This window comes from Rhizobium glycinendophyticum (genome assembly GCF_006443685.1).
GTDB classification, from domain to species: Bacteria; Pseudomonadota; Alphaproteobacteria; order Rhizobiales; family Rhizobiaceae; genus Allorhizobium; species Allorhizobium glycinendophyticum.
The window spans coordinates 2,880,497-2,901,251 of sequence record NZ_VFYP01000001.1 but is presented as its reverse complement, the minus strand read 5'-3'; the positions used below and the strand labels follow the sequence as shown (position 1 = coordinate 2,901,251).

At 62.6% G+C, this 20,755-nt stretch carries 20 protein-coding genes; 13 read left to right on the top strand and 7 right to left on the bottom strand.

Going from position 1 to position 20,755, the window contains the following annotated elements:
• Positions 1 to 88: 88 nt before the first annotated feature.
• Entirely contained in the window at positions 89 to 1,285 is a 1,197-nt protein-coding gene (gene mnmA, locus FJQ55_RS14210) for a tRNA 2-thiouridine(34) synthase MnmA (RefSeq protein WP_140828842.1), read from the bottom strand.
• Between the two features lie 192 nt (positions 1,286 to 1,477).
• Here mnmA and dgcA point away from each other — a divergent pair, with 192 nt between their 5' ends.
• On the top strand, positions 1,478 to 2,461 hold the full coding sequence (dgcA, locus tag FJQ55_RS14205) for an N-acetyl-D-Glu racemase DgcA (RefSeq protein WP_208758198.1): 984 nt from the start codon (positions 1,478 to 1,480) through the stop codon (positions 2,459 to 2,461).
• A gap of 341 nt (positions 2,462 to 2,802) precedes the next feature.
• On the opposite strand, the gene FJQ55_RS14200 is transcribed toward dgcA, so the two are convergent.
• The gene (locus tag FJQ55_RS14200) at positions 2,803 to 3,471 is read right to left on the bottom strand and encodes a spermine/spermidine synthase domain-containing protein (RefSeq protein ID WP_140828840.1); all 669 of its coding nucleotides are present in this window, start codon (positions 3,469 to 3,471) and stop codon (positions 2,803 to 2,805) included.
• A gap of 215 nt (positions 3,472 to 3,686) precedes the next feature.
• Between FJQ55_RS14200 and FJQ55_RS14195 the strand changes: the two genes are divergently transcribed.
• A complete protein-coding gene (locus tag FJQ55_RS14195) occupies positions 3,687 to 4,505 on the top strand; it encodes an HpcH/HpaI aldolase family protein (RefSeq protein WP_140828839.1) in 819 nt (272 codons plus the stop codon).
• On the opposite strand, the gene FJQ55_RS14190 is transcribed toward FJQ55_RS14195, so the two are convergent.
• Both FJQ55_RS14190 and FJQ55_RS14185 read right to left on the bottom strand, forming a co-directional pair.
• Positions 4,499 to 5,836: a sigma-54-dependent transcriptional regulator gene (locus tag FJQ55_RS14190; RefSeq protein ID WP_140828837.1), complete on the bottom strand. Its 1,338-nt coding sequence runs from the start codon at positions 5,834 to 5,836 to the stop codon at positions 4,499 to 4,501. The two genes, FJQ55_RS14195 and FJQ55_RS14190, sit on opposite strands and share 7 nt — an antisense overlap.
• Complete coding sequence (locus FJQ55_RS14185) at positions 5,833 to 7,695, bottom strand: sensor histidine kinase (protein WP_167507708.1); 1,863 nt, start codon at positions 7,693 to 7,695, stop codon at positions 5,833 to 5,835. Before FJQ55_RS14185 ends, FJQ55_RS14190 begins: the two co-directional genes overlap by 4 nt.
• A 242-nt stretch (positions 7,696 to 7,937) precedes the next feature.
• Between FJQ55_RS14185 and FJQ55_RS14180 the strand changes: the two genes are divergently transcribed.
• Complete coding sequence (locus FJQ55_RS14180; RefSeq protein ID WP_140828835.1) at positions 7,938 to 9,278, top strand: dicarboxylate/amino acid:cation symporter; 1,341 nt, start codon at positions 7,938 to 7,940, stop codon at positions 9,276 to 9,278.
• Between the two features lie 78 nt (positions 9,279 to 9,356).
• Here the strand turns inward: FJQ55_RS14180 and FJQ55_RS14175 are convergent, their stop codons facing one another.
• Positions 9,357 to 9,665, bottom strand: a complete 309-nt coding sequence (locus FJQ55_RS14175) for a ribbon-helix-helix domain-containing protein (RefSeq protein WP_140828834.1) — start codon at positions 9,663 to 9,665, stop codon at positions 9,357 to 9,359.
• A gap of 229 nt (positions 9,666 to 9,894) precedes the next feature.
• On the opposite strand from FJQ55_RS14175, the gene FJQ55_RS14170 reads away from it, so the two are divergent.
• The 3 genes from FJQ55_RS14170 (at position 9,895) to FJQ55_RS14160 (ending at position 12,614) form a co-directional block, all read left to right on the top strand.
• Positions 9,895 to 10,290: a VOC family protein gene (locus FJQ55_RS14170; protein WP_140828832.1), complete on the top strand. Its 396-nt coding sequence runs from the start codon at positions 9,895 to 9,897 to the stop codon at positions 10,288 to 10,290.
• Positions 10,291 to 10,413: 123 nt separating this feature from the next.
• Positions 10,414 to 10,944, top strand: coding sequence for a gluconate 2-dehydrogenase subunit 3 family protein (locus FJQ55_RS14165; RefSeq protein WP_140828830.1), 531 nt, complete (start codon positions 10,414 to 10,416; stop codon positions 10,942 to 10,944).
• 98 nt (positions 10,945 to 11,042) lie between these two features.
• Positions 11,043 to 12,614, top strand: coding sequence for a GMC family oxidoreductase (locus FJQ55_RS14160; protein WP_140828828.1), 1,572 nt, complete (start codon positions 11,043 to 11,045; stop codon positions 12,612 to 12,614).
• Positions 12,615 to 12,694: 80 nt separating this feature from the next.
• Here the strand turns inward: FJQ55_RS14160 and FJQ55_RS14155 are convergent, their stop codons facing one another.
• Entirely contained in the window at positions 12,695 to 13,885 is a 1,191-nt protein-coding gene (locus tag FJQ55_RS14155) for a ceramide glucosyltransferase (protein WP_140828826.1), read from the bottom strand.
• Positions 13,886 to 14,050: 165 nt separating this feature from the next.
• On the opposite strand from FJQ55_RS14155, the gene ung reads away from it, so the two are divergent.
• The 7 genes from ung (at position 14,051) to FJQ55_RS23540 (ending at position 20,025) form a co-directional block, all read left to right on the top strand.
• Entirely contained in the window at positions 14,051 to 14,755 is a 705-nt protein-coding gene (gene ung, locus FJQ55_RS14150; protein WP_140828825.1) for a uracil-DNA glycosylase, read from the top strand.
• Positions 14,756 to 14,892: 137 nt separating this feature from the next.
• Positions 14,893 to 16,170, top strand: coding sequence for an NAD(P)/FAD-dependent oxidoreductase (locus tag FJQ55_RS14145; protein WP_140828823.1), 1,278 nt, complete (start codon positions 14,893 to 14,895; stop codon positions 16,168 to 16,170).
• A gap of 110 nt (positions 16,171 to 16,280) precedes the next feature.
• The gene (locus FJQ55_RS14140; protein WP_140828821.1) at positions 16,281 to 17,708 is read left to right on the top strand and encodes an aldehyde dehydrogenase family protein; all 1,428 of its coding nucleotides are present in this window, start codon (positions 16,281 to 16,283) and stop codon (positions 17,706 to 17,708) included.
• A gap of 29 nt (positions 17,709 to 17,737) precedes the next feature.
• Positions 17,738 to 18,634 carry a DMT family transporter gene (locus tag FJQ55_RS14135; protein WP_140828819.1) on the top strand — a complete coding sequence of 299 codons (897 nt, stop codon included), beginning with the start codon at positions 17,738 to 17,740 and terminating at the stop codon, positions 18,632 to 18,634.
• A 15-nt stretch (positions 18,635 to 18,649) separates the two neighbouring features.
• Complete coding sequence (locus tag FJQ55_RS14130; protein WP_140828817.1) at positions 18,650 to 19,039, top strand: RidA family protein; 390 nt, start codon at positions 18,650 to 18,652, stop codon at positions 19,037 to 19,039.
• A 158-nt stretch (positions 19,040 to 19,197) separates the two neighbouring features.
• Complete coding sequence (locus FJQ55_RS14125; protein WP_140828815.1) at positions 19,198 to 19,596, top strand: DUF1236 domain-containing protein; 399 nt, start codon at positions 19,198 to 19,200, stop codon at positions 19,594 to 19,596.
• 81 nt (positions 19,597 to 19,677) lie between these two features.
• Complete coding sequence (locus tag FJQ55_RS23540) at positions 19,678 to 20,025, top strand: hypothetical protein (RefSeq protein ID WP_208758197.1); 348 nt, start codon at positions 19,678 to 19,680, stop codon at positions 20,023 to 20,025.
• An 83-nt stretch (positions 20,026 to 20,108) separates the two neighbouring features.
• Here the strand turns inward: FJQ55_RS23540 and FJQ55_RS14115 are convergent, their stop codons facing one another.
• A complete protein-coding gene (locus FJQ55_RS14115; RefSeq protein WP_140828813.1) occupies positions 20,109 to 20,690 on the bottom strand; it encodes an NAD(P)H-dependent oxidoreductase in 582 nt (193 codons plus the stop codon).
• Positions 20,691 to 20,755: the final 65 nt, after the last annotated feature.

Genomic DNA, 20,755 nt, shown 5'->3' with positions numbered 1-20,755 from the left:
GCGGCTTATAAGGCGAGGGTCCGATCAAAGTCAAGCGCGTTGAAAGCAAAAAGGATTGTGCTTTCCACTGCAGCAGACGTCCCCCTGCTCAGGCCGCCACCGGGCTTGCCAGAAGCGCCTTCAGCGAGGCTTCCGCCGTGCCGGAGCGTTCGGACCGCTCGATGAAACCGCCGCCATAGACGCGGGCGTCGGCACCGGTTGCCGAATAAAGCACGCAGGCCTGGCCCGGGGCGACACCGGCTTCGCCGATTTCGAGATCGATATAAACACCCTTTTCGTCGGCATGCAGCACGGCCGGTGTCGGCGGGCGGGTGGAGCGCACCTTGGCGAAGCAGGGCATGCCGTCGGCTGCATCTTCCGCCAGCGTGCGGTCGCCCAGCCAGTTGATGTCGCGCAGATAGACGCGGTGGGTTTCCAGCGCTTCCTTCGGGCCGACGATGACGCGGCGCGAGCGGGCATCGAGATAGATGACATAGAGCGGTTCGCCCGTGGCGACGCCCAATCCCTTCCTCTGGCCGATGGTGTAATGCAGTATGCCTTCGTGATTGCCGAGTACGCGTCCATCGAGATGCACGATCTCACCGGCCAGAGCCGCATTCGGCTTCAGCTTGTTGATGACGTCGGCATATTTTCCCTGCGGCACGAAACAGATGTCCTGGCTGTCGGCCTTCTGGGCAACGACGAGGCCCATGTCTTCGGCGAGCTTGCGCGTTTCCGCCTTCGACATGGCACCGAGCGGGAAGCGCAGATAGTCGATCTGCTCCTGCGTGGTGGCAAAGAGGAAATAGCTCTGGTCGCGCTCGCTGTCGATCGGGCGGAAGAGGGCGCGGTGGCCGGGGTCATTGGGCAGCGGCACGGACTTCGAGCGGATGTAATGGCCGGTCGCCAGCGCATCGGCGCCGAGTTCCTTCGCCGTCGCCAAGAGATCGGCGAACTTGACCGTCTGGTTGCAGGCGACACAGGGGATCGGCGTTTCGCCGGCGACATAACTTTCCATGAACGGGTTGATCACGGTGTCGCGGAAGCGCTGTTCGTAGTCGAGCACGTAATGGGGAATGCCGAGCGTTTCGCAGACGCGGCGGGCATCGTCGATGTCCTGGCCGGCGCAGCAGGAGCCGGCGCGATGGACGGCGGCGCCATGGTCGTAAAGCTGCAGCGTGATGCCGAGGACGTCATAACCCTCGCGCTTCAGGATGCCGGCGACGACGGAGCTATCCACGCCGCCCGACATGGCGACGACAACGCGCGTATCTTCCGGTCTCTTGTCAAAATCCAGCGTGTTCACGGGCTTCGTCTCTGTGCTTCATGCGACCGTTGATGATCCCACTTGCGGGATTTTGGCCGAACTCACAGGGCCTTTTCGCCCTCGGCCGCTGCCGGTCTGATTGTTGACGGATATAGAAAGGATTGCTTGTTCATGCAAGAGCGGCGATTCGGGGCGCCACTTGCCCTTTTCCCCGCCACCGGAGGTCCTGCCATGCCGATCCAGATGACCGTCACGCCCGAGAGCTTTCCGATCGCCGGCACCTTTACCATCTCGCGCGGCTCTAAGACTGAGGCGAAGGTGGTGACGGTGCGGCTGACGGATGGCGTGTTTGTCGGGCAGGGCGAATGCGTGCCCTATGCGCGTTACGGCGAGACGGTGGAGAGTGTCGTCCAGGTGCTTTCGGCGCTGGTTCCGGAGGTGGCTGACGGTCTGGATCGGGTGGGCCTGCAGACCCGGCTGAAGCCGGGTGCGGCGCGCAATGCGCTGGACTGCGCCTTCTGGGATCTGGAGGCCAAGCGCGCTGGTAAGCCGGTCTGGCAACTTGCGAAGTTGCCGGAGCCGAAGCCGCTGTCGGTCACCTATACGCTGTCGCTCGGCACGCCCGAGAGCATGCGTGCGGCGGCGGAGAAGGAGGCGCACCGACCGCTCCTCAAGGTCAAGCTCGGCGGCGAGGGGGATGTCGAGCGCATTCGGGCCGTCAGGGCGGGTGCGCCGAACGCCGCCATCATCGTCGATGCCAATGAGGGCTGGAGCCTCGATCAATACAAGGCACTGGCGCCTGTTTTCCTCGATCTCGGGGTGAAGCTTGTCGAGCAGCCGTTTCCGGCGGGTAATGACGAGGCGCTTCTCGGTCTGGATCGGGTCCTGCCTGTCTGTGCCGACGAAAGCTGCCACGACACGGCATCGCTGGCGAGCCTCAAGGGCAAGTATGATGCTGTTAACATCAAGCTCGACAAGACTGGCGGGCTAACCGAAGCGCTTCTCATGCGCGATGCGGCTGTGGAAGCGGGTTTTCAGATCATGATCGGCTGCATGGTCGGCTCCTCGCTTGCCATGGCACCGGCTTTTCTGGTGGGCCAAGGAGCGGCGTTTGTCGATCTCGACGGGCCGCTGCTCTTGGCGCGGGATAGGGAGCCTTCGATTGCCTATGACGGGGCGGTGATGTCGGTGCCGCCGCGTGGGTTGTGGGGGTAGGCGAGAAGCAAGTCCCCTCCCAAACCCTCCCCACAAGGCGGAGGGCTTAACCCAGCCCTGCCGTCTGCGCCTCCAATTCACCTCTTTGCCACCAATTGGCGGTTCGTGTCGTTCGAATTGGCGACAGCATCTGCGATTATTCACTTCGCTTGTTAAGGAGATAGGCGGCCGTCCGAGGGGCCAGTCAAGGGGCAACTCCGGTGGCAAATCGTTTTCCCGCGAATGGGGAGATTATCCGGTGATGTTTCTTGCTCCACCTCAAGGCGGGATGCGGCGCAAAGCCCCTCACCCTTGTGGGGAGGGGTTGGGGAGGGGACTTGCTGTCTAAAAGAACGCTAACCTCAGGCCTTCGCCATCCAGATCACATGCTTCTTGCCGCGACCGGTCCGGCCGGCCCTGACCGGAATCTCTTCAACCACATAGCCGCACCCCTTGAGGCGCTGGGTGAAGCGCGGGTCGGGACCGGAGGACCAGACGCCGAGCACGCCGCCGCGGGTGAGGGCGTTCTTCGATTTGCGAATCCCGTCATAGGCATAGAGGTCGTCGTTCTCTTCGCGCGTCAGGCCGTCGGGGCCGTTGTCGACATCGAGCAGGATGGCGTCGAACTGGCCCCTGGATTTGGCGATCAAGGCGCCGACATCGCCGACATGGATGGTCACGCGCGGGTCGTCGAGGCTGCCCTGATAAATCTCCGCCATCGGGCCGCGCGCCCAGTCGACGACGGCGGGCACCAGTTCGGCGACGGTCACCTTGGCGTCCTGAGGCAGGACGGCAAGGGCTGCGCGCAGCGTAAAACCCATGCCGAGGCCGCCGATCAGGATATGCGGGCGCTTATGATCAGCGATCCGCTCGAAGGCGAGGGTGGCGAGCGCCTCTTCCGAGCCGCTGAGCCGGCTGTTCATCAGCTCGTTGGTGCCGAGCATGATGGAGAATTCCGTACCGCGTTGCTTCAGGCGTAATTCGCCGCCGCCGGGTATCTTGGCCGTGTCGAGCTGGATCCAGGGCAGCATGGCAAAAACGTCCTCTCGTGCAATCGGCCGTCCCCGTATCACGGGGCAGGTGTCGGGTTCAATCTGCCGGCCCTAAGGTTGGTGCCGTACCGGCGTTCGCGAATTGAGGCTTGCGGGGTTCGGCCTTCCGGGGCTAGCTCTCGGGGGACCAGCCGAGACCGCGTCGGCCACGCTGCCGGTGCAGCACATTGCAGCAAAAATCCAGGAGACTGCCCATGCCCGCGCCCGTCAATTCCTTCAAGGCCGCCCTCCAATCCGGCGGTGATCTGCTGACCGGGCTCTGGGTGGCGCTCGCCAATCCCCATTCGGCGGAAATCTGCGCCGGAGCCGGCTTCGACTGGATCCTGATCGATGCCGAGCATGGGCCGAACGACATTCCGCTCATCGCAGCCCAGCTTGCCGCCGTCACCCGTCATCCCGCCCATCCGGTCGTCAGGCTGCCGGTCGGCGAACCTTGGCTGATCAAGCAGGCGCTCGATATCGGGGCGCAGACGCTGATGATCCCGATGGTCGAGACGGCGGCGCAGGCGGAGCTTCTGGCCAAGGCGCTGCGCTATCCGCCCGACGGTATCAGAGGCATGGGGGCGAGCCTCGGGCGCGCCTCAAACTTTGGCCGGATCACCGATTACGCCGAAACGGCCAATGATCAGGTCTGCCTGATCGCCCAGATCGAAAGCCGTCTCGGGGTGCAAAATGCCGAGGCGATCCTCGCCACCGACGGGGTCGATGCCGTGCTGATCGGTCCGGCGGATCTGGCTGCCGACATCGGGTATCGCGGCAAGGTGACGGTGCCGGAGGTGATGGAGACGGTCGAGGCGCTGATCGGCAAGATCAAGGCTGCGGGCAAGCCGGCGGGCATCATGACCGGAGACCCGGAGATGATCGCGCTCGCGCGGCGCGCCGGCGTGCGCTTCATGGCCAATGGGACGGATACGGGCCTGCTTGGCAAGGCTGCCGCAACCATGGCGGCCGAGATGCGCAATCCGCAGGCGGCGTCGAAGGGCGGCGCGTCGTCGGGCTCTACCGGTTACTGATAGTCCGCCCGGTTGATGCCGTGGCGTTGCAGCTTGTCATAGAAAGTCTTGCGCGGAATCCCGAGAGCTTCGATCGTTTCGCGCACATCGCCTCGGGTCTGGCGCAGCGTCTCGCGGATCAGGGTCGCCTCGTGCTCCTCCATGCGTTCGGGCAGGCTGAGACCGGGGGGTGACGCCGGCATGTTTTGCGGGGGCGTCTGGGTCAGGCCCAGAACCACGCGTTCGGCGAAATGAGCGAGCTCGCGGACATTGCCGGGAAAGGCATGGGTGTCGAGGTGGCGGCTCACGCCGGCCGTCATCTGCGGCAGATCACGGCGGAAACGCTGGGCGGCCCGGGCGGCAAAATGGGCAAACAGCAGCGGGATATCGGCCCGGCGCTCGCGCAGCGGCGGGATCGAGATCGTCACCACGTTCAGGCGATAATAGAGGTCCTCGCGGAAGGTGCCACGCGCTTCAGAATCGCCGAGATCCACCTTGGCGGCGGCAACGACGCGCAGGTCGACGGGCCGGATCTCGTTGGTGCCGAGCGGGGAGACCTCGCGCATTTCCAGAACCCGCAGCATCTTCACCTGGGTCGAAAGCGGCATGCTCTCGATCTCGTCGAGAAACAGCGTACCGCCGCTCGAATGTTCGATCCGGCCGATGCGCTTCTTCTGGGCGCCGGTGAAGGCGCCTGGTTCGTGACCGAAGAGTTCGCTTTCGATCACGGTGTCCGGTAATGCGCCGCAATTGAGGGCGACGAAGTTGCCTTTGGTGCGGCGGCTCCAGCGATGCAGGAGGGTTGCCACCACTTCCTTGCCGCTGCCGGTCTCGCCGGCAATCAGCACATCGACATCGGTGTCAGCGATCTGCCGGAGTGTCTGGCGCAGATGCTCCATGGCCGGGGTCTGGCCGATCAGCGGCAGATCCTCGGGCGTCGCTGAGGCGGCCTCGCGCAGAAGCCGGTTTTCCAGCACCAGCCGGCGCTTTTCGGCGGCCCGCGCCACGCTCTGCACGAGACGATCAGCGGGGAAGGGTTTCGGGATAAAATCATAGGCACCGTCCTGCAGCGCTTTCACCGCCATGTCGACGTCGCCATGACCGGTGATCAGCAGCACGGGCAGGTCGGGGTCGAGTGCATGGATGCGGGCGAAGAGTTCGAGCCCGTCCATGCCGACCATGCGGATATCGCTAATGACTACCGCTTCACTTTCCCCTGCCAGTTCGGCAAGCGCTTGCTGCGCGCCGGCAAAATCCCGCACCGCATAACCTGCAAGTTCCAGCGTCTGGCGCGTGGCGCGGCGCAGATCCGTGTCGTCGTCGACCAGGATGATCTCGATGCCTGCGGTCAAGGCTCAGCTCTTTTCAAGGTTACGGTAAAGGTCGTGCCGGCAGCAGAGCTTTCGGCGATGATCGTGCCGCCATATTCGGTGACAATGTCGCGTGCAATGACCAGCCCGAGGCCGAGGCCGCTGTCTTTGGAGGTGTTGAAGGGGATGAACAGGTTGTCGCGGATGGCGGCCGGAATGCCTGGACCATTGTCGCTCACGGCGATCACCACGTCCGCCTGATCGACGCGCACCACCTGCACCTCGATCCTGGCGCCGTCGCGCCCTTCGAGCGCTTCGAGGGCATTTTGCAGGAGGTTGATCAACACCTGTTCGAGGCGCACCCGCTGGCCGGTGACGGTGAGATCGTCCGGGATCGGGCCGACGATCAGCATGTCCATGCTGCCGGAAAAACGGCTGCGCAGCAGGAACAGCGCGCCTTCCACGGCCGCTTTCAGGTTGACTGGCTCTGCCGCCAGTCGTCCCTTTCGGGCAAGGCCGCGCAACTGGCTGGTGATGGTGCCGATGCGGTCGGTGAGGTCGGCGATGAGGCCGAGGTTCTGGCCTGCGGTCGTTGTGTCGCCGCGATCAAGAAAAGCGCGTGCATTGTCCGCATAAGCTCGAATGGTGGCAACCGGCTGGTTGATCTCGTGGGCGACGCCTGCTGCCACCTGCCCCAGGATCGCCAGTCGGTTGGCTTGGACGAGATCCTGCTGGACGCTCTGCAGCCGGGCGTTTGTCGCGTGGTGTTCGGCAATTTCCGCCTGCAGCCTGTCGCGCGCGTCGGTCAATTCGATGGTGCGGCGGCCAACCTGTCGTTCGAGTTCTGCGCGAGCGGCCTGTTCTGCGGCACGGCGACGGGACGCCCGGCCGCTCAGATAAACCAGCCATGCGGCAGCGGCAATCAGCGGCACGCCGATGGTGACGGCGATGAGCCGGCCTTCCCAGATGCCGGCATCGAGTGCCGCCACAGCGGGGGCCAGGACATGAAGGGTCCAGGGGGTGCCGGGCACCGCCATGGTGGTCGCATAATGGGGCTCGCTGGGCAGGCCGCCGCCGACGTCCGTGGCCACCATCTTGTATCCGGCGAGGTCGAACAGGGACCAGATGGGGATGGGGGTGAGCGGCGCCTCGCCGAATTGCAGGCTGTCTCGGATCTTGCTCAACTCTTTCGGTGGAATGTCAGCGATGGTCAGAAAGCGCCAGGCATTCTGGCTGGTAATCAGCACGATTCCATGGCTGTCGGTGACGAAGGTAAGTTTGCCGGAGCGGCGCCAGCTTTCTTCCAGTTCGCCGAACTCGACCTTTACCACGACGACGCCCAAGGCTTTGCCACCCTCACCGGAAACGCGTCGGGAGAGATAGAGGCCAGGCCTGCGGCTGACGCTGCCGAGCGCGTATTGCTCGGCGCTGCCTTCTGCCAAAGCACCGCTGAAATAGTCGCGAAAGCCGTAATTGCTCCCAACGAAGCTGTCCGGCTGGTTCCAGTTGCTGGCCGCGATCGCCGTGCCGTCGAGCCGGATGACGTAGATGGCGGAGGCGCGGGTCTCCTCGGCAAGGCTCTGCAGTTTGCGGTTCAGCCGGGTCAGATCCGCAGGCTGCTGGCTCACAAGCGTTCGGGCAAGATCCGGATCGCCCGCCAGCACCAGCGGCAGACTGCGGGAGCGGTCGAGCACGGCGAGAAGCAGCGCCCGTTTAAGCTCGGCATCTGCTTCCGTTTCCTCGACCACGCCGACGATGGCCGAACGTTTGAAGGTTTCCTCGCTGACAAACAGGCCCGCCCAGAGGAGGCCGACCGAGATCACCACGAAGGCAGGCCAGCGGCGGGACAGCCGGGGATAGGGGGATTTCAAGGGCATGGCCGGCTCGGTGATTGTTGTCATGCTATTGTGCGGTTTTTCGCACTCCTTGCCAAGAGTGTCGTGCGGAGTTTCGCACTTTTTGACGGACTTCTGAAGCCGGCCTCGATCCAGAACATAATGAAAACAAACCTTTGCGACGTTTCCTCAAAGTTGGCACGCCCCTTGCTGACCTAGAACGTCAGGCGGCACTCGGCTGCCATTCACGTGCAGCAACGGCCCGGGAGGACGGAACTCGTTCCGTCAGGGCGACGATGGAGGAAATCATGCAGATCGATACCGCAGGGCACGCGCCCCAGGGGCGGCAGCCCTTCTACAAGCATCTCTATGTCCAGGTTCTCGCGGCCATTGCCGCCGGCATCCTGCTCGGCCATTTCTACCCGGAGATCGGCGCGCAGTTGAAGCCGCTCGGCGACGCCTTCATCAAGCTCGTCAAGATGATCATCGCGCCGGTCATCTTCCTGACGGTTGCCACCGGCATTGCCGGCATGACCGACATGAAGAAGGTCGGCCGCGTCGCCGGCAAGGCAATGCTCTACTTCCTGACCTTCTCGACGCTCGCGCTGATCATCGGCCTTATCGTCGCCAATGTCGTGCAGCCGGGCTCGGGCATGCATATTGATCCGGCGTCGCTCGATGCCAAGGCCGTCGCGACATATACCGAAAAGGCGCATGACTCGACCGTCGTCGGCTTCCTGATGAACATCATCCCGACCACCATTGTCGGTGCCTTTGCCGATGGCGACATCCTGCAGGTGCTGTTCTTTTCGGTGCTGTTCGGCATTTCGCTGGCGCTCGTCGGCGAGCGCGGCAAACCGGTCACCGACTTCCTCCAGGCGGTCATTGCACCGGTGTTCAAGCTGGTCTCCATCCTGATGAAGGCCGCTCCGATCGGCGCCTTTGGCGCCATGGCCTTCACCATCGGCAAGTATGGCATCGGCTCGGTCACCAATCTCGCCTTCCTGATCGGAACCTTCTATCTCACGTCCTTCCTGTTCATTATCGTGGTTCTCGGTGCCGTTGCCCGCTACAACGGCTTCTCGATCCTGTCGCTGATCCGCTACATCAAGGAAGAGTTGCTTCTCGTTCTCGGCACATCGTCTTCGGAAGCCGCCCTGCCGGGTCTGATGAGCAAGATGGAGAAGGCCGGCTGCAAGCGTTCGGTCGTCGGTCTGGTCATCCCGACCGGCTATTCCTTCAATCTCGACGGCACCAATATCTACATGACGCTGGCAGCGCTGTTCATCGCCCAGGCGACGGACATCCATCTGTCGCTCGGTCAGCAGATCCTGCTGCTCGCGGTCGCCATGCTGAGCTCGAAGGGGGCTGCCGGCATCACCGGCGCCGGCTTCATCACGCTGGCCGCCACGCTTTCGGTCGTGCCGTCGGTGCCAATCGCCGGCATGGCGCTCATTCTCGGCATCGACCGGTTCATGTCGGAATGCCGCGCCATCACCAATTTCATCGGCAATGCGGTCGCGACCGTGGTCGTCGCGCGCTGGGAAGGGGAACTCGACGAGACCCTGTTTCACGCCGCACTCGGCGGCAAGGTGCTGGAAGAGGTCGACTCACCCCGGGCGCAGTCCGTGCTGCAGGCGGCGGAGTAACACGTCCGCGCCGACCCAAGACGGCGATGGAGCAGAAGCGCGGCCCGGCATCAGTCGGGCCGTGCTTTTTGTTTACCGTCACTCGGCTGCGATAATGTGAAACTCCTGGCGTTCGCCCGGATGCTGGGCCTTGCTCATCAGGTGGATGAGACAGCTCGTCCGCAGCAGGGACGCGAAGTTGGAGACCGAGCCGTTGATCTCGAGCGCTTCATCGTAAAGCGTCGAGAGAAAGCGGGATGTCGAAAAGTTCTGGCTCGCGGCGATCTCGTCGATCAGCACCCAAAAGGCCGCTTCCAGCTGAATGCTGGTGGAATGGCCACCGATCCGGACGGAACGGTTGACCGCGCGGTAGCGGGCCGGGTCCTGTCCTGCAAAGACTTCACACATGGCATGCACCTCCCCAAGTTGGTGTACGATCAGTCTTCTGTTTTTTCCCATTATGTGGCGGCGCGTAGCCGGGGTCAATTTCGCTCTTCGCTAAACTGCGTGGCCAAACTGGCAACAATCCCGTCGACGCCGAGGAAAAAACGGGCTGCGGTAATGGGCTGCTACCCACCTTCGGACAAATCGCGGCAATCTCTCACCATGACAGTTGCCAGCCTGCGAGGAGAGCCCATTGGCGAAAATGATCCACTCGATGATCCGCGTCCTGGAGGAGGAGCGCTCACTCGCCTTCTACACGAAGGCCTTCGGGCTGGAGATCGCGGAACGTCTCGATTTCGAAACCTTCACCCTGATCTATCTCAGCAATTCGGAGAGCGAATTCGAGCTGGAGCTGACGGTCAACAAGGGCCGTGAGGAGGCTTATGACCTCGGTAATGGCTATGGCCATCTGGCCTTAAGCGTTTCGGATCTCGACGCCGAGCACAAGCGGCTGACCGATCTCGGCTTGAACCCCAACAAGATCGTCGAGTTCAACCGCGACGGTGCGCTGCTCGCCCGCTTCTTCTTCATCACCGATCCCGATGGCTACAAGATCGAGGTCCTGCAGCGGCACGGTCGGTACAAATGATCGGATGGCCGGGGAAGAGGAGCCCCGGCCTTCTTTGTCTCGCAGCCGGTGGGCGCGGTTTCGCGCCTGCCTCCGCAGACGGCAGACAAGCCGTTGCGCATCATCTCATGGGAGGAGAATGACGTGGTTACAATACTCGACACGACCGGCGGCATATCACGCCGGCAGCTTCTGAAGACCGGCGCGGCGAGTGCCGTGCTGATGATCACGGGGACCGCGGTGATCTGTCCCGAGCAGGCCTGGGGGCTCGAAGCTACGGCGCTGAAGCCGGAGACGCTGGCGACGCTGATCAAGATGGCGCGCGACATCTATCCGCATGACCAGCTCGCCGACCGGTTCTATGCTGCGGCCGTCAAAGGCCAGGACACGATGGCCGGCAAAGATGAAAAGCACAAGACGCTGATCGAGGACGGTATTGCCGATCTCGACAAGCGCGCCGGTGCCGGCGGTTATCGCGGCCTCGGCTGGGAAGACGACCGCGTGGCGATCCTGCGCGACATCGAGACGACCCCCTTCTTCCAGGCGGTGCGCGGCGATCTCGTGGTCAGCCTCTATAACCAGAAGGAGATCTGGCCGATCTTCGGCTACGAGGGCGAGTCCTATTCCAAGGGCGGCTATATCGAGCGCGGGTTCAACGACATCACCTGGCTCTGAGCTACCCCAGACACGCATTCATCGTCGCCGGAAGGAGGCCCATCACAGATGGGAACGGCGGCGCTTACCCAAATTGACCGATTTCCCGGGAGGAAAACATGGCAGCGCCCTATGATCTCAACGACGACAGCGTGGTCGTCATCATCGGTTCCGGTGCAGGCGGCGGCACGCTTGCCAACGAACTTGCCCAGAAGGGCATCGACGTCGTCGTGCTCGAAGCCGGTGCCCGCATCGAGCACGAAGACTTCATCAACGACGAGTGGGACAGTTTCGCCCAGCTCGCCTGGCTCGATCATCGCACGACCGGCGGCGGCTGGCGGGTGGCGAAGGATTTTCCCAACCTGCCGGCCTGGATCGTGAAAGCCGTCGGCGGCACGACCACCCACTGGGCCGGCGCGTCGCTCCGTTTCCAGGAGCACGAATTCAAGACGCTGACCCATTACGGCAAGGTGGAAGGCGCCAACCTTCTCGACTGGCCGATCACGCTTGCCGATCTCGAGCCATATTATGCCAAGGCTGAGGACAAGATGGGGGTTACCCGGACCAATGGCATTGAAGGCCTGCCCGGCAACAACAATTTCAAGGTGTTGAAGGCTGGTGCCGACAAGCTGGGTTACAAGGAATGTCACACCGGCAACATGGCGATCAACTCCGCCGATCGCGACGACCGGATGAGCTGTCAACAGACCGGGTTCTGTTTCCAGGGCTGCAAATGGGGTGCGAAGTGGTCGACGCTCTATACGGAAATCCCGAAGGGTGAGGCGACCGGCAAGCTGGAGGTGCGGCCAAATTCGCATGTCGTCAAGATCGAGCATGACGCGTCGGGCAAGGTGACGGCCGTCGTCTATGCCGACAAGGACGGCAAGCTGCAGAGCCAGAAGGCCCGCATCATCTGCGTCGCCGGCAATTCGATCGAAAGCCCCCGCCTGCTTTTGAACTCAGCCTCGTCGAAGTTCCCGGATGGTCTCGCCAATTCTTCCGGTCAAGTCGGCAAGAACTACATGCGCCACACGACCGGCTCGGTCTATGCCGTCTTCGACAAGCCGGTGCATATGTATCGCGGCACGACCATGGCCGGCATCATCCGCGACGAGGCACGCCACGATCCGTCACGCGGCTTTGTCGGTGGCTATGAATTCGAGACGCTGTCGCTGGGCCTTCCCTTCATGGCGGCCTTCCTCGATCCGGGCGGTTGGGGTCGTTCGTTCACCTCGGCGCTCGACAACTACGCGAACATGGCCGGTCTCTGGATCGTCGGGGAAGACATGCCGCAGGAACAGAATGCGGTGAAGTTGCATGGCGAGCTCAAGGACAAATACGGCATGCCGATCCCGGATGTCTGGTTCACCGATCATCCGAACGACGTTGCCATGCGCAACCATGCCTATAAGCAGGGTGTCGCCCTTTACGAGGCGGTCGGTGCGCACCGGGCCTTCCCGACGCCGCCCTATCCGTCGACCCACAATCTCGGCACCAACCGCATGAGCGAGAAGGCGCAGGACGGCGTGGTCAACAAGCACGGCCAGACACACGACATCCAGAACCTGTTCGTGTCCGATGGCAGCCAGTTCACCACGGGGGCAGCGGAGAACCCGACGCTCACCATCGTGACGCTGGCGATCCGTCAGGCAGATTACATCGCCGAGCAGATGGGCCAGGGCACGATCTGATCCATCCCGACATTACCCGAACCTCCCTGCGGGCGGTCGTAGCCTTTCGTGGCTACGATCGCCCGGCTTTTTGTCTGGTGTCAGGAGGTGCGGGTGGTGACGAAGGCGCGGGCCTTGTCGGTGGTGCGGCGGACCGCTGTGCGGAGACGACCCGGCAGGGGCGGGCGGTCCTCAGCGACTGTCATGGCATTGCCGCGCCAGACGAAACCGTTGCCGAACCAGGCGGCGACGAAGAGTGCTGGAAGCGCGAGGTCGCGCAGCAGCATGGCAGGCAGGGCGCGCCGGCCGATCGGCCAGCGATAGGCCCGGCAGAGCAAGGCTTCGGCGCCATACCAGACGGCGAGATAGACCGGCAATGCCAAGACGGGCAGAGCGCCCGCGATCGACAGAGCGATCACGGCGGAGGCCGGCAGGGCGGCACCGGTCGCGATTTCCGGCAAGAAATACAGTGGGAAGGAGGCGCGACGCAGGCGCGCCCAGCGCAACTGCCGCTTCCAGACGGCGGACAAGTCGCGCCGGCCAAGCGGTTGTTCGAACGGCAGGGTCACCAGGCGAACGTTGAGGCCAGCATTGCGGACGAGCAAGGTCGCAGCCGCATCTTCAGCGACCTCCTCGCCGAGGCGCTCGAATCCGCCCATCTCACTCATCAGGTGGCGGTTGAAGAGCATCGACTTACCCTGGGCAAAGCCGAAGCCGACGCTATCGGCGAGGAGCTGCCAACGCGCCTGAAAACTGTTCAGCCAGACGCTCTCGACCATCGCACCAAAGCCTTCCGGCTCGGTCCCGACGGGCGGCGAGCAGACGAGGCCAGTTTCCTCATCCCAGCGGGACAACGTTCGGGTAAAATGGTCCGGCGGCATCAGAACATTGCTGTCGGCGAGCACGATCCAGTCATGCCTGGCCGAGCGCCAGCCTTTGACGAGATTGTTCATCTTCGGATTGACACTCATGCGGTCTTCGCCAACGAGCAGACGGGCGGGAACCCGGGGATGCGCTTCGATCAGACGGCGGGCGGTTGCGGCGGCTGGATCGCCTTGCTCGGCCACGCAAAAGATGATCTCGTAGGTGGGCCAGTCGAGCGTGAAGGAGGAGGCAAGGCAGCGTTCGAGATTGTTCTCCTCACCGCAGATGGGTCGCAGCAGTGTCACCGGTGGCCGCGTGGCCAGATGGTCGCTGCTTATGCGGTTGCGCTGTCTCCAAAGGAGTGCCAGGGCAACACTGCCCAGCTGGACGACAAGGGCGGTCGCGGCAAACCAGATCAGCAGTGTCATGGCGCATCCTCGGAAACGGTGGCCACCGATAACATCCGAGTGTGACAGTTCGGCGAAAGCAGTGTGTCACTGATCGCCAGCGTCGCGTGAACTGCCGTCACGTTGACATCCGCCCCTAGCAGCACTTTATCCTTTTGTTGCAAGGCAGGTAAAGGGAAGAAGACGATGGCCGCAGAGGTGAATCTCGAAGACAGCTGGAAAGCGGCTCTCGGGGATGAGTTCAAGAAGCCCTATATGCGGGAGCTGAAGGATTTTCTGAGAGCGGAAAAGGCGGCCGGCAAGCACATCTTTCCCAAGGGGTCGGAGTATTTTCGCGCACTCGATCTCACGCCGCTTGATCAGGTCAATGTGGTCATCCTTGGCCAGGATCCCTATCACGGTGCGGGTCAGGCCCATGGTCTATGCTTCAGTGTGCAGCCGGGCGTGCGCATCCCGCCTTCGCTCGTCAACATCTATAAGGAATTGCAGAGCGATCTGGGCATCGCCCCGGCGCGGCATGGTTTTCTCGAACACTGGGCAAAGCAGGGCGTGCTCCTGCTCAACAGTGTTTTGACCGTGGAGGAGGCGCGGGCTGCATCTCACCAGGGTCGGGGCTGGGAGCACTTTACCGATCAGGTCATCCGCCGGGTGAATGACGACTGCGAAAACGTCGTCTTCCTGCTGTGGGGCTCCTATGCGCAGAAAAAGGCGGCCTTCGTCGATACCAACCGGCACCTGGTGTTGAAGGCGGCGCATCCGTCGCCGCTGTCGGCCCATAACGGTTTCTTCGGGTGCCGTCATTTCTCGAAAGCAAATGCCTATCTTGAAGCCAACGGCCTGCTTCCCATCGACTGGAAACTGCCGGACCAACCTGTTTCTACGGCTGCTTAATTAGTAGAGTGAAGATTATACGTTGGAATTATAGAATATTTTGACTATAGATTAATTTTTACAGCCGGACGTTAGTGGATTTCTCAGTAGCGATCGTCAAAATCAGTCCATTCTTTCGTTCTTTTCAGGTTTTCTGCATGTTCCCTTCCTTGCCGGGTTTGCCCGTGTGGCGCCGCCCTGCCGGCACGCCGACGCTCGGGTTTATCGATGGCCAGGTGGACCTGCTCGTGGTCGGTGGCGGCTATCAGGGGTTGTCTGCGGCCTATCATGCGGCACGACTGGGGCTGAAGGTTCAGGTGATCGAGGCGCGGGGGCTCGGGGAAGGTGCCTCCGGCGTCAACGGCGGTCAGGTGATCCCAGGTCTCAAGCATGATCCAGAAAGCCTCCGCCAGTTGCTGGGCGAGGAGGCGGGGCAAAGGCTCGCTGATTTTTCCGCTGGCACGGCCGATTCCGTCTTCGATTTGATCCGCACCGAAGGGCTTGATGTCGAGCACCAGCGGAACGGCTGGATCCTTGCGGCCCATACGGAGAGCGCGCTCCAGGCGGCGGTTCGGCGAAACCGGCAATGGCGAATGCGGGGCGCCGATGTAAGGCTGCTCAACGAGGCGGAAATCGCACTCCTGATCGGGGCACAGGGCTACCGCGGCGGGTGGCTGGATCGGCGGGCGGGCGCGGTCAATCCGCTTGCTCTGATTTTCGAACTCGCACGACTTGCCACGCGATCCGGCGCCGGCCTGTTGCTCAACGAGGCGGTGACTGATCTGCAGCGGCGCGGGTCTTTGTGGGTAGCCTCCACCGATAGCGGGCGAACGCTTCTCGCCAAGAAGGTGTTGGTCGCGACGAATGCCTATTCGGGCGCTCTTATTCCGGGCCTTGCGGAAAGCCTGGTCTGGCTGCATTCCTTTCAGATCGCCACCGCCCCCTTGCCAAGTACCCTGCTGGATCAGGTGCTGCCGGGTGGACAACCGGTGTCCGACAGCCGGCGGATCCTCGTCTATTACAGGCGCAGCCCGGATGGCCGGCTCATCGTGGGCGGACGTGGACCGATGCGCGAGCCGCGGTCCAAGGAGGATTGGGCGCATCTGGAGCGGGCGATGCTGCGGCTATTTCCGGCGCTTCGGGACGTGGCGGTAACCCATCGCTGGTTCGGTCGGGTCGCCATAACGCCGGACTATCTGCCGCATCTGCACGAACCGGCTCCGGGGCTGTTGATGGTCGCGGGCTGTCAGGGACGCGGGATCGGCTTGATGACAGCGCTCGGCCCAAACCTTGCCGCCTATGCTGCGTCCGGCGATGCGCGGGTGCTGCCGCTCCCCGTCACGCCGCTTCGCCCGATCCCGTTTCATCGTTTCCGACGGATCGGTGTCGCGGCTCATGTGGCCTGGTACCGTTTGCTGGACAGTCTGGAACGCTGAAATGCAAGCATGGTTGGGGATAGGTCTGGCTGCAACGCAGCCTTGCTTGCAGTCCGCATCCGCATCACCAATAGTGACCCATCAGTTCTTTTGTCCGCCCTGGAGGCTCGATGTCCAACCATCTGAAATTCTTTATCGACGGCGCATGGGTAGACCCGATGGTGCCGGCGCTGCTGGACGTCATCGATCCCTCGACCGAGGACCCCTTTACGCAGATCTCGATGGGCAGCAAGGGGGATGTCGACCGGGCGGTTGCCGCCGCGAAAGCAGCCTTCGCAACATTCTCCGTGACCGAGCATGCCGAGCGGCTGGCGCTGCTCAAGCGGATCCTCGAGATCTATAACGAGCGTTACGAGGATATCGCCCAGGCGGTAAGCCGCGAAATGGGCGCACCGATCGGCTTTGCCCGTGATGCTCAGGCCTGGGCCGGGCGCGCGCATCTGGAATCGACCATCGCTGCCTTTGAGGAGTTCCAGTTTTCGGAACTGCGTGGTTCGACCATGATCGTCCGCGAGCCGATCGGCGTCTGTGCGCTGATCACGCCGTGGAACTGGCCGCTCAACCAGATCGTCTGCAAGGTCGCGCCCGCGATTGCTGCCGGCTGCACTGTGGTGCTGAAGCCATCGGAGATTGCGCCGATCTCCGGTGTCATCTTCGCCGAGGTCATGGAAGCCGCCGGGACACCGAAGGGCGTGTTCAATCTGGTGCAGGGACGGGGTCCCGAGGTCGGCCAGGTCATGGCCGGGCATCCGGATGTCGACATGGTATCGTTCACCGGCTCGACGCGTGCCGGCATCATCGTGGCGAAGACGGCGGCCGACACGGTCAAGCGCGTGGCGCAGGAACTGGGCGGCAAGTCGGCCAATATCATCCTGCCCGATGCCGATCTGGAAACCGCCGTACGCAAGGGCGTCGAGGGCTGCTTCGGCAATTCCGGCCAATCCTGTGATGCACCGACCCGCATGCTGGTGCCGGCCGAATGGCATGACGAGGCACTGCTAATTGCCCGCGAAGCGGCCGAAGCCCATACCGTCGGCGATCCGCAGGCGGAAGGAACGGTTCTCGGGCCCGTCGTCAGCGAGGTTCAGTTCAACAAGATCCAGCGACTGATCGAAACCGGCATCGAAGAGGGCGCGCTGCTCGTCACCGGCGGGCCGGGCCGGCCAGAAAATCTCAATCGCGGCTACTACATCCGCCCGACGATTTTCGGCCATGTCACGCCCGACATGACGATCGCGCGGGAAGAGATTTTCGGGCCGGTGCTGTCGATCCTGCCTTATGAGACCGAGGAGCAGGCAATCGAAATCGCCAATGACACGGTCTACGGCCTCGCCGCCTATGTTCAGTCGGGCGATCTTGCCCATGCGCGGCGGGTGGCCGCGCGGATGCGGGCGGGTTCAGTCTATCTCAACTATCCCGACTGGGACACGATGGCTCCGTTCGGTGGCTACAAGCAATCAGGCAATGGCCGCGAATATGCGGACTGGGGCATCCACGACTTCCTCGAGATCAAGGGCATCGTCGGCTATGGCAGCTGACGGAGCATGCCCGGAATGACGCTTCTGCCATGAGCCTCGACAATCCCCGCCAATACCGCCTCGGCCTTGTCTACGGCGCCATTTCGGCGCTGGCGTGGTCGTCGTCCGGCCTCTTCATTCGCCATATCGGCACGGATCTAATGACCATGCTGTTCTGGCGCGGGCTCTTCTCGGGTACCTGCGTCTTCCTGTTCTTCGTCTATCTCGAGCGCAGCCGGGTGCCCGGAATCCTCAGGCGGATGGGCTGGCCGAGCGTCTGGACGATGATCTTCTCCGCCGCCAGCATGGTGACCGGCATCGGCTCGATGTATTACACGGCGATTGCTGATGCGATGGTGATCTATGCCACCGTGCCCTTCGTGACGGCGGCGGTCGCCTTTGTCTTCATCGGGGAGCGGCCAAGCCGTTCTACACTGATTGCCAGTGGCGTTGCCATGGTTGGCGTGCTGGTGATGTTGACCGACAGTCACGGAGAGAGCGGCGGGCTGTTCGGCAAGTTTCTGGCGGCCGTCATGACGCTCTGTGTTGCAGCTATGGCAACACTGATGCGCAAGCATCGCGACGTGCCGATGCTGCCGGCGATGGCGGGTTCCGCCTGGCTCTGTTCCTTGGTTACCTTCTGGTTCGCTGCACCGCTGACGGTCACCGCCGTCGATCTCAGGCTGATCATCGTCTTCGCCATCGTGCAGAATGCAATGGGCCTGATCTTCTACACCGCCTCCACCCGGCGCCTGCCGGCGGCCGATGCGAGCCTTTTGACCGCGCTCGAAGTGCCACTGACGCCGCTGTGGGTGTGGCTGGTGTTGAGCGAGGTGCCGTCGGCCGGGACGTTGGTCGGCGGGCCGATCGTGCTTGCCGCGCTGTTCGGCCATATCCTCTACGAAGTGCAACGCAACCATTCGGCGCCTGTTGCGCCCCTGCCCTGAGAAAGGCCGAGCGCCATGAAACGCAGCTTCAATCCGGCATCCGTCCGCAAACCCTTCGGTCATTACAATCATGGTCTGCTGGTGCCGCCGGGAGCCAGCCTTTTGGTGACATCGGGTCAACTCGGCATCCGACCCGATGACAGCATTCCGCCTGACGTGACCGGACAGGCGGAGCTTTGCTTCGAGGCGATCTCCGCCATTCTGGAGGATGCCGGGATGAGCTTTGCCGATGTCATCCGCATTTCCGGCTTTGTCACCAAACGCGAGGACTTTCCAGCCTATATGGCGGTCCGTGACCGCTACACGCTGGAGCCGAAACCGGTCTCTACGCTTATCGTAGTCGGGGGATTTACCCGAGCAGAATTCCTCGTTGAAGTCGAAGTAACTGCGGCCAAGGTTTTTTGACATGCAGTGGTCATTCTCGATTTTGTTCCCTCTGAAGGGGGCAAATCTCTCTTTTTCTTGACGATTGAATCAATATTGTCCCCAGTCTTGGCAGGGGAACAATTCGTTCTTCCGGGTGTTCTTGTCGTCGATGGCAGTCAAACGGAAAGGATGAAGCCATGAAGACGAAGATTCTCGCTCTTGGAGCTTTGGTGATTGGTTCGATCGCGTCGCCCGTTCTCGCCCAGGAAGGCACTGTAACCGGTGCTGCCGGTGGCGCTGTAACCGGTGCAATTGTCGGCGGTCCGGTGGGGGCTGCGGTGGGTGGCGTCGTCGGCGCGATTGCCGGTACAGCCGTTGCCCCGCCGCCGCCCCCGGTCGTGACCTACGTCCAGCAGCAGCCGATGCCGGCCCAGCCGGTGGTGATCGAACAGCAGGTTGCTGTCGGTGAACCCCTGCCGCAGCAGGTCGTCCTGACCCCGATCCCGGATCAGCCGAAATATGCCTATGCCGTGGTCAACAACCAGCGCGTGATTGTAGATCCGCAGACCTATGTGGTCGTTGGCGTGGTTCAGTAATCCACGTTTCTGATCGATCCGATCAATCAGGCCGGTGACGCATACGAATATGCGCGCGGCCCATACCCAAGGAGTTACACCATGGACCAACGTCCTGATCCCCGCCTCGACACACGTCCGCACGTGACACAGCAGAATGCTGGCATGAGCGGCGCAAGCTGGGGCATTGCAATCCTGCTGATCGTCGTGATTGCAGCTGCGGCCTTCTTCGTTTTCGGCAACCGTGATACCGCTGATACCACGACCGCACCTGCGACTTCGACGAGCGAGCCCGCGACCCCGCCGGCAGCCAGTGATACGGCTCCTGCTACGCCGCCGGCCGCGACGACCCCGCCAGCCGACACCGCTCCGGCCACCCCGCCGGCCGCTGATCCGGCGACGCCTGCTCCGTCGACGACGCCGACGACTCCTCCGGCAACCACGCCGTAATCTCGGGCAGTCGTCGCTAGAATAACGAAGGCCAGTCCCTCAGGGGGCTGGCCTTTCGCGTGTCGGGCGTCGGTGGTTCCCAGTCAGAAATTCTCCATCTCTCGACGGACCTTCGCCATGAAAGCGGCGCGGGTTTGTTCCGTGCAGTTGTTCATGTCGTAATGGGCCAGATACTTCACCGGCGCGCCGATCTTGATCTGGGCGCGGATGACCCGCTTGACGATTTTCTTCGGTGGATTGCCGGCGAGGAAGGCACGCATTGGGGTCGCGCCATAGGTCATGACGGCGGCGAGCTTCTTGATGTGGCGCAGTGTCGGGGTGAGCTTGCCGTCCACGAGGTCGAAGGAGACGCCGGGCAGCCAGACGCGGTCGAAATAACCTTTCAGCATGGCCGGGAAACCAAAGTTCCAGACGGGAGTGACGATCACCAGCGCTTCCGCCTTCAGCAAACGGTCGACATAGGGTTTCACCAGCGTCAGGTTGTCGGGGATGTCATGATAGACGCGGCGGTCATGGGCCGAGAGCACCGGGTCGAAACCCTCCTCGTAGAGATTGCAGCCATCGACCTCGTGGCCGGCTTTTTCCAGGCTCTCGCAGGTGAGCTTGTAGAGCGCCCGACCGAAGCTTTCGTCGAGGGGATGGGAGTGGAGGACGAGTACGCGCATGTTCAAAAGCTCCAAGTCGTTGCCCGCCGCAACTGCAGTCGGGGTTCAATTCAAAACTTCCGCGC

Excerpts from the sequence above, each read along its gene's own strand:
- ung (WP_140828825.1), top strand. The coding sequence starts at position 14,051 with ATGGCCGCAGAGGTGAATCTCGAAGACAGCTGGAAAGCGGCTCTCGGG.
- FJQ55_RS14155 (WP_140828826.1), bottom strand. The coding sequence starts at position 13,885 with ATGACACTGCTGATCTGGTTTGCCGCGACCGCCCTTGTCGTCCAGCTG.
- FJQ55_RS14135 (WP_140828819.1), top strand. The coding sequence starts at position 17,738 with ATGAGCCTCGACAATCCCCGCCAATACCGCCTCGGCCTTGTCTACGGC.
- FJQ55_RS14180 (WP_140828835.1), top strand. The coding sequence starts at position 7,938 with ATGCAGATCGATACCGCAGGGCACGCGCCCCAGGGGCGGCAGCCCTTC.
- FJQ55_RS14130 (WP_140828817.1), top strand. The coding sequence starts at position 18,650 with ATGAAACGCAGCTTCAATCCGGCATCCGTCCGCAAACCCTTCGGTCAT.
- FJQ55_RS14195 (WP_140828839.1), top strand. The coding sequence starts at position 3,687 with ATGCCCGCGCCCGTCAATTCCTTCAAGGCCGCCCTCCAATCCGGCGGT.
- FJQ55_RS14140 (WP_140828821.1), top strand. The coding sequence starts at position 16,281 with ATGTCCAACCATCTGAAATTCTTTATCGACGGCGCATGGGTAGACCCG.
- FJQ55_RS14185 (WP_167507708.1), bottom strand. The coding sequence starts at position 7,695 with ATGACAACAATCACCGAGCCGGCCATGCCCTTGAAATCCCCCTATCCC.
- dgcA (WP_208758198.1), top strand. The coding sequence starts at position 1,478 with ATGCCGATCCAGATGACCGTCACGCCCGAGAGCTTTCCGATCGCCGGC.
- FJQ55_RS14125 (WP_140828815.1), top strand. The coding sequence starts at position 19,198 with ATGAAGACGAAGATTCTCGCTCTTGGAGCTTTGGTGATTGGTTCGATC.
- FJQ55_RS14175 (WP_140828834.1), bottom strand. The coding sequence starts at position 9,665 with ATGTGTGAAGTCTTTGCAGGACAGGACCCGGCCCGCTACCGCGCGGTC.
- FJQ55_RS14200 (WP_140828840.1), bottom strand. The coding sequence starts at position 3,471 with ATGCTGCCCTGGATCCAGCTCGACACGGCCAAGATACCCGGCGGCGGC.
- FJQ55_RS23540 (WP_208758197.1), top strand. The coding sequence starts at position 19,678 with ATGGACCAACGTCCTGATCCCCGCCTCGACACACGTCCGCACGTGACA.
- FJQ55_RS14145 (WP_140828823.1), top strand. The coding sequence starts at position 14,893 with ATGTTCCCTTCCTTGCCGGGTTTGCCCGTGTGGCGCCGCCCTGCCGGC.
- FJQ55_RS14115 (WP_140828813.1), bottom strand. The coding sequence starts at position 20,690 with ATGCGCGTACTCGTCCTCCACTCCCATCCCCTCGACGAAAGCTTCGGT.
- FJQ55_RS14160 (WP_140828828.1), top strand. The coding sequence starts at position 11,043 with ATGGCAGCGCCCTATGATCTCAACGACGACAGCGTGGTCGTCATCATC.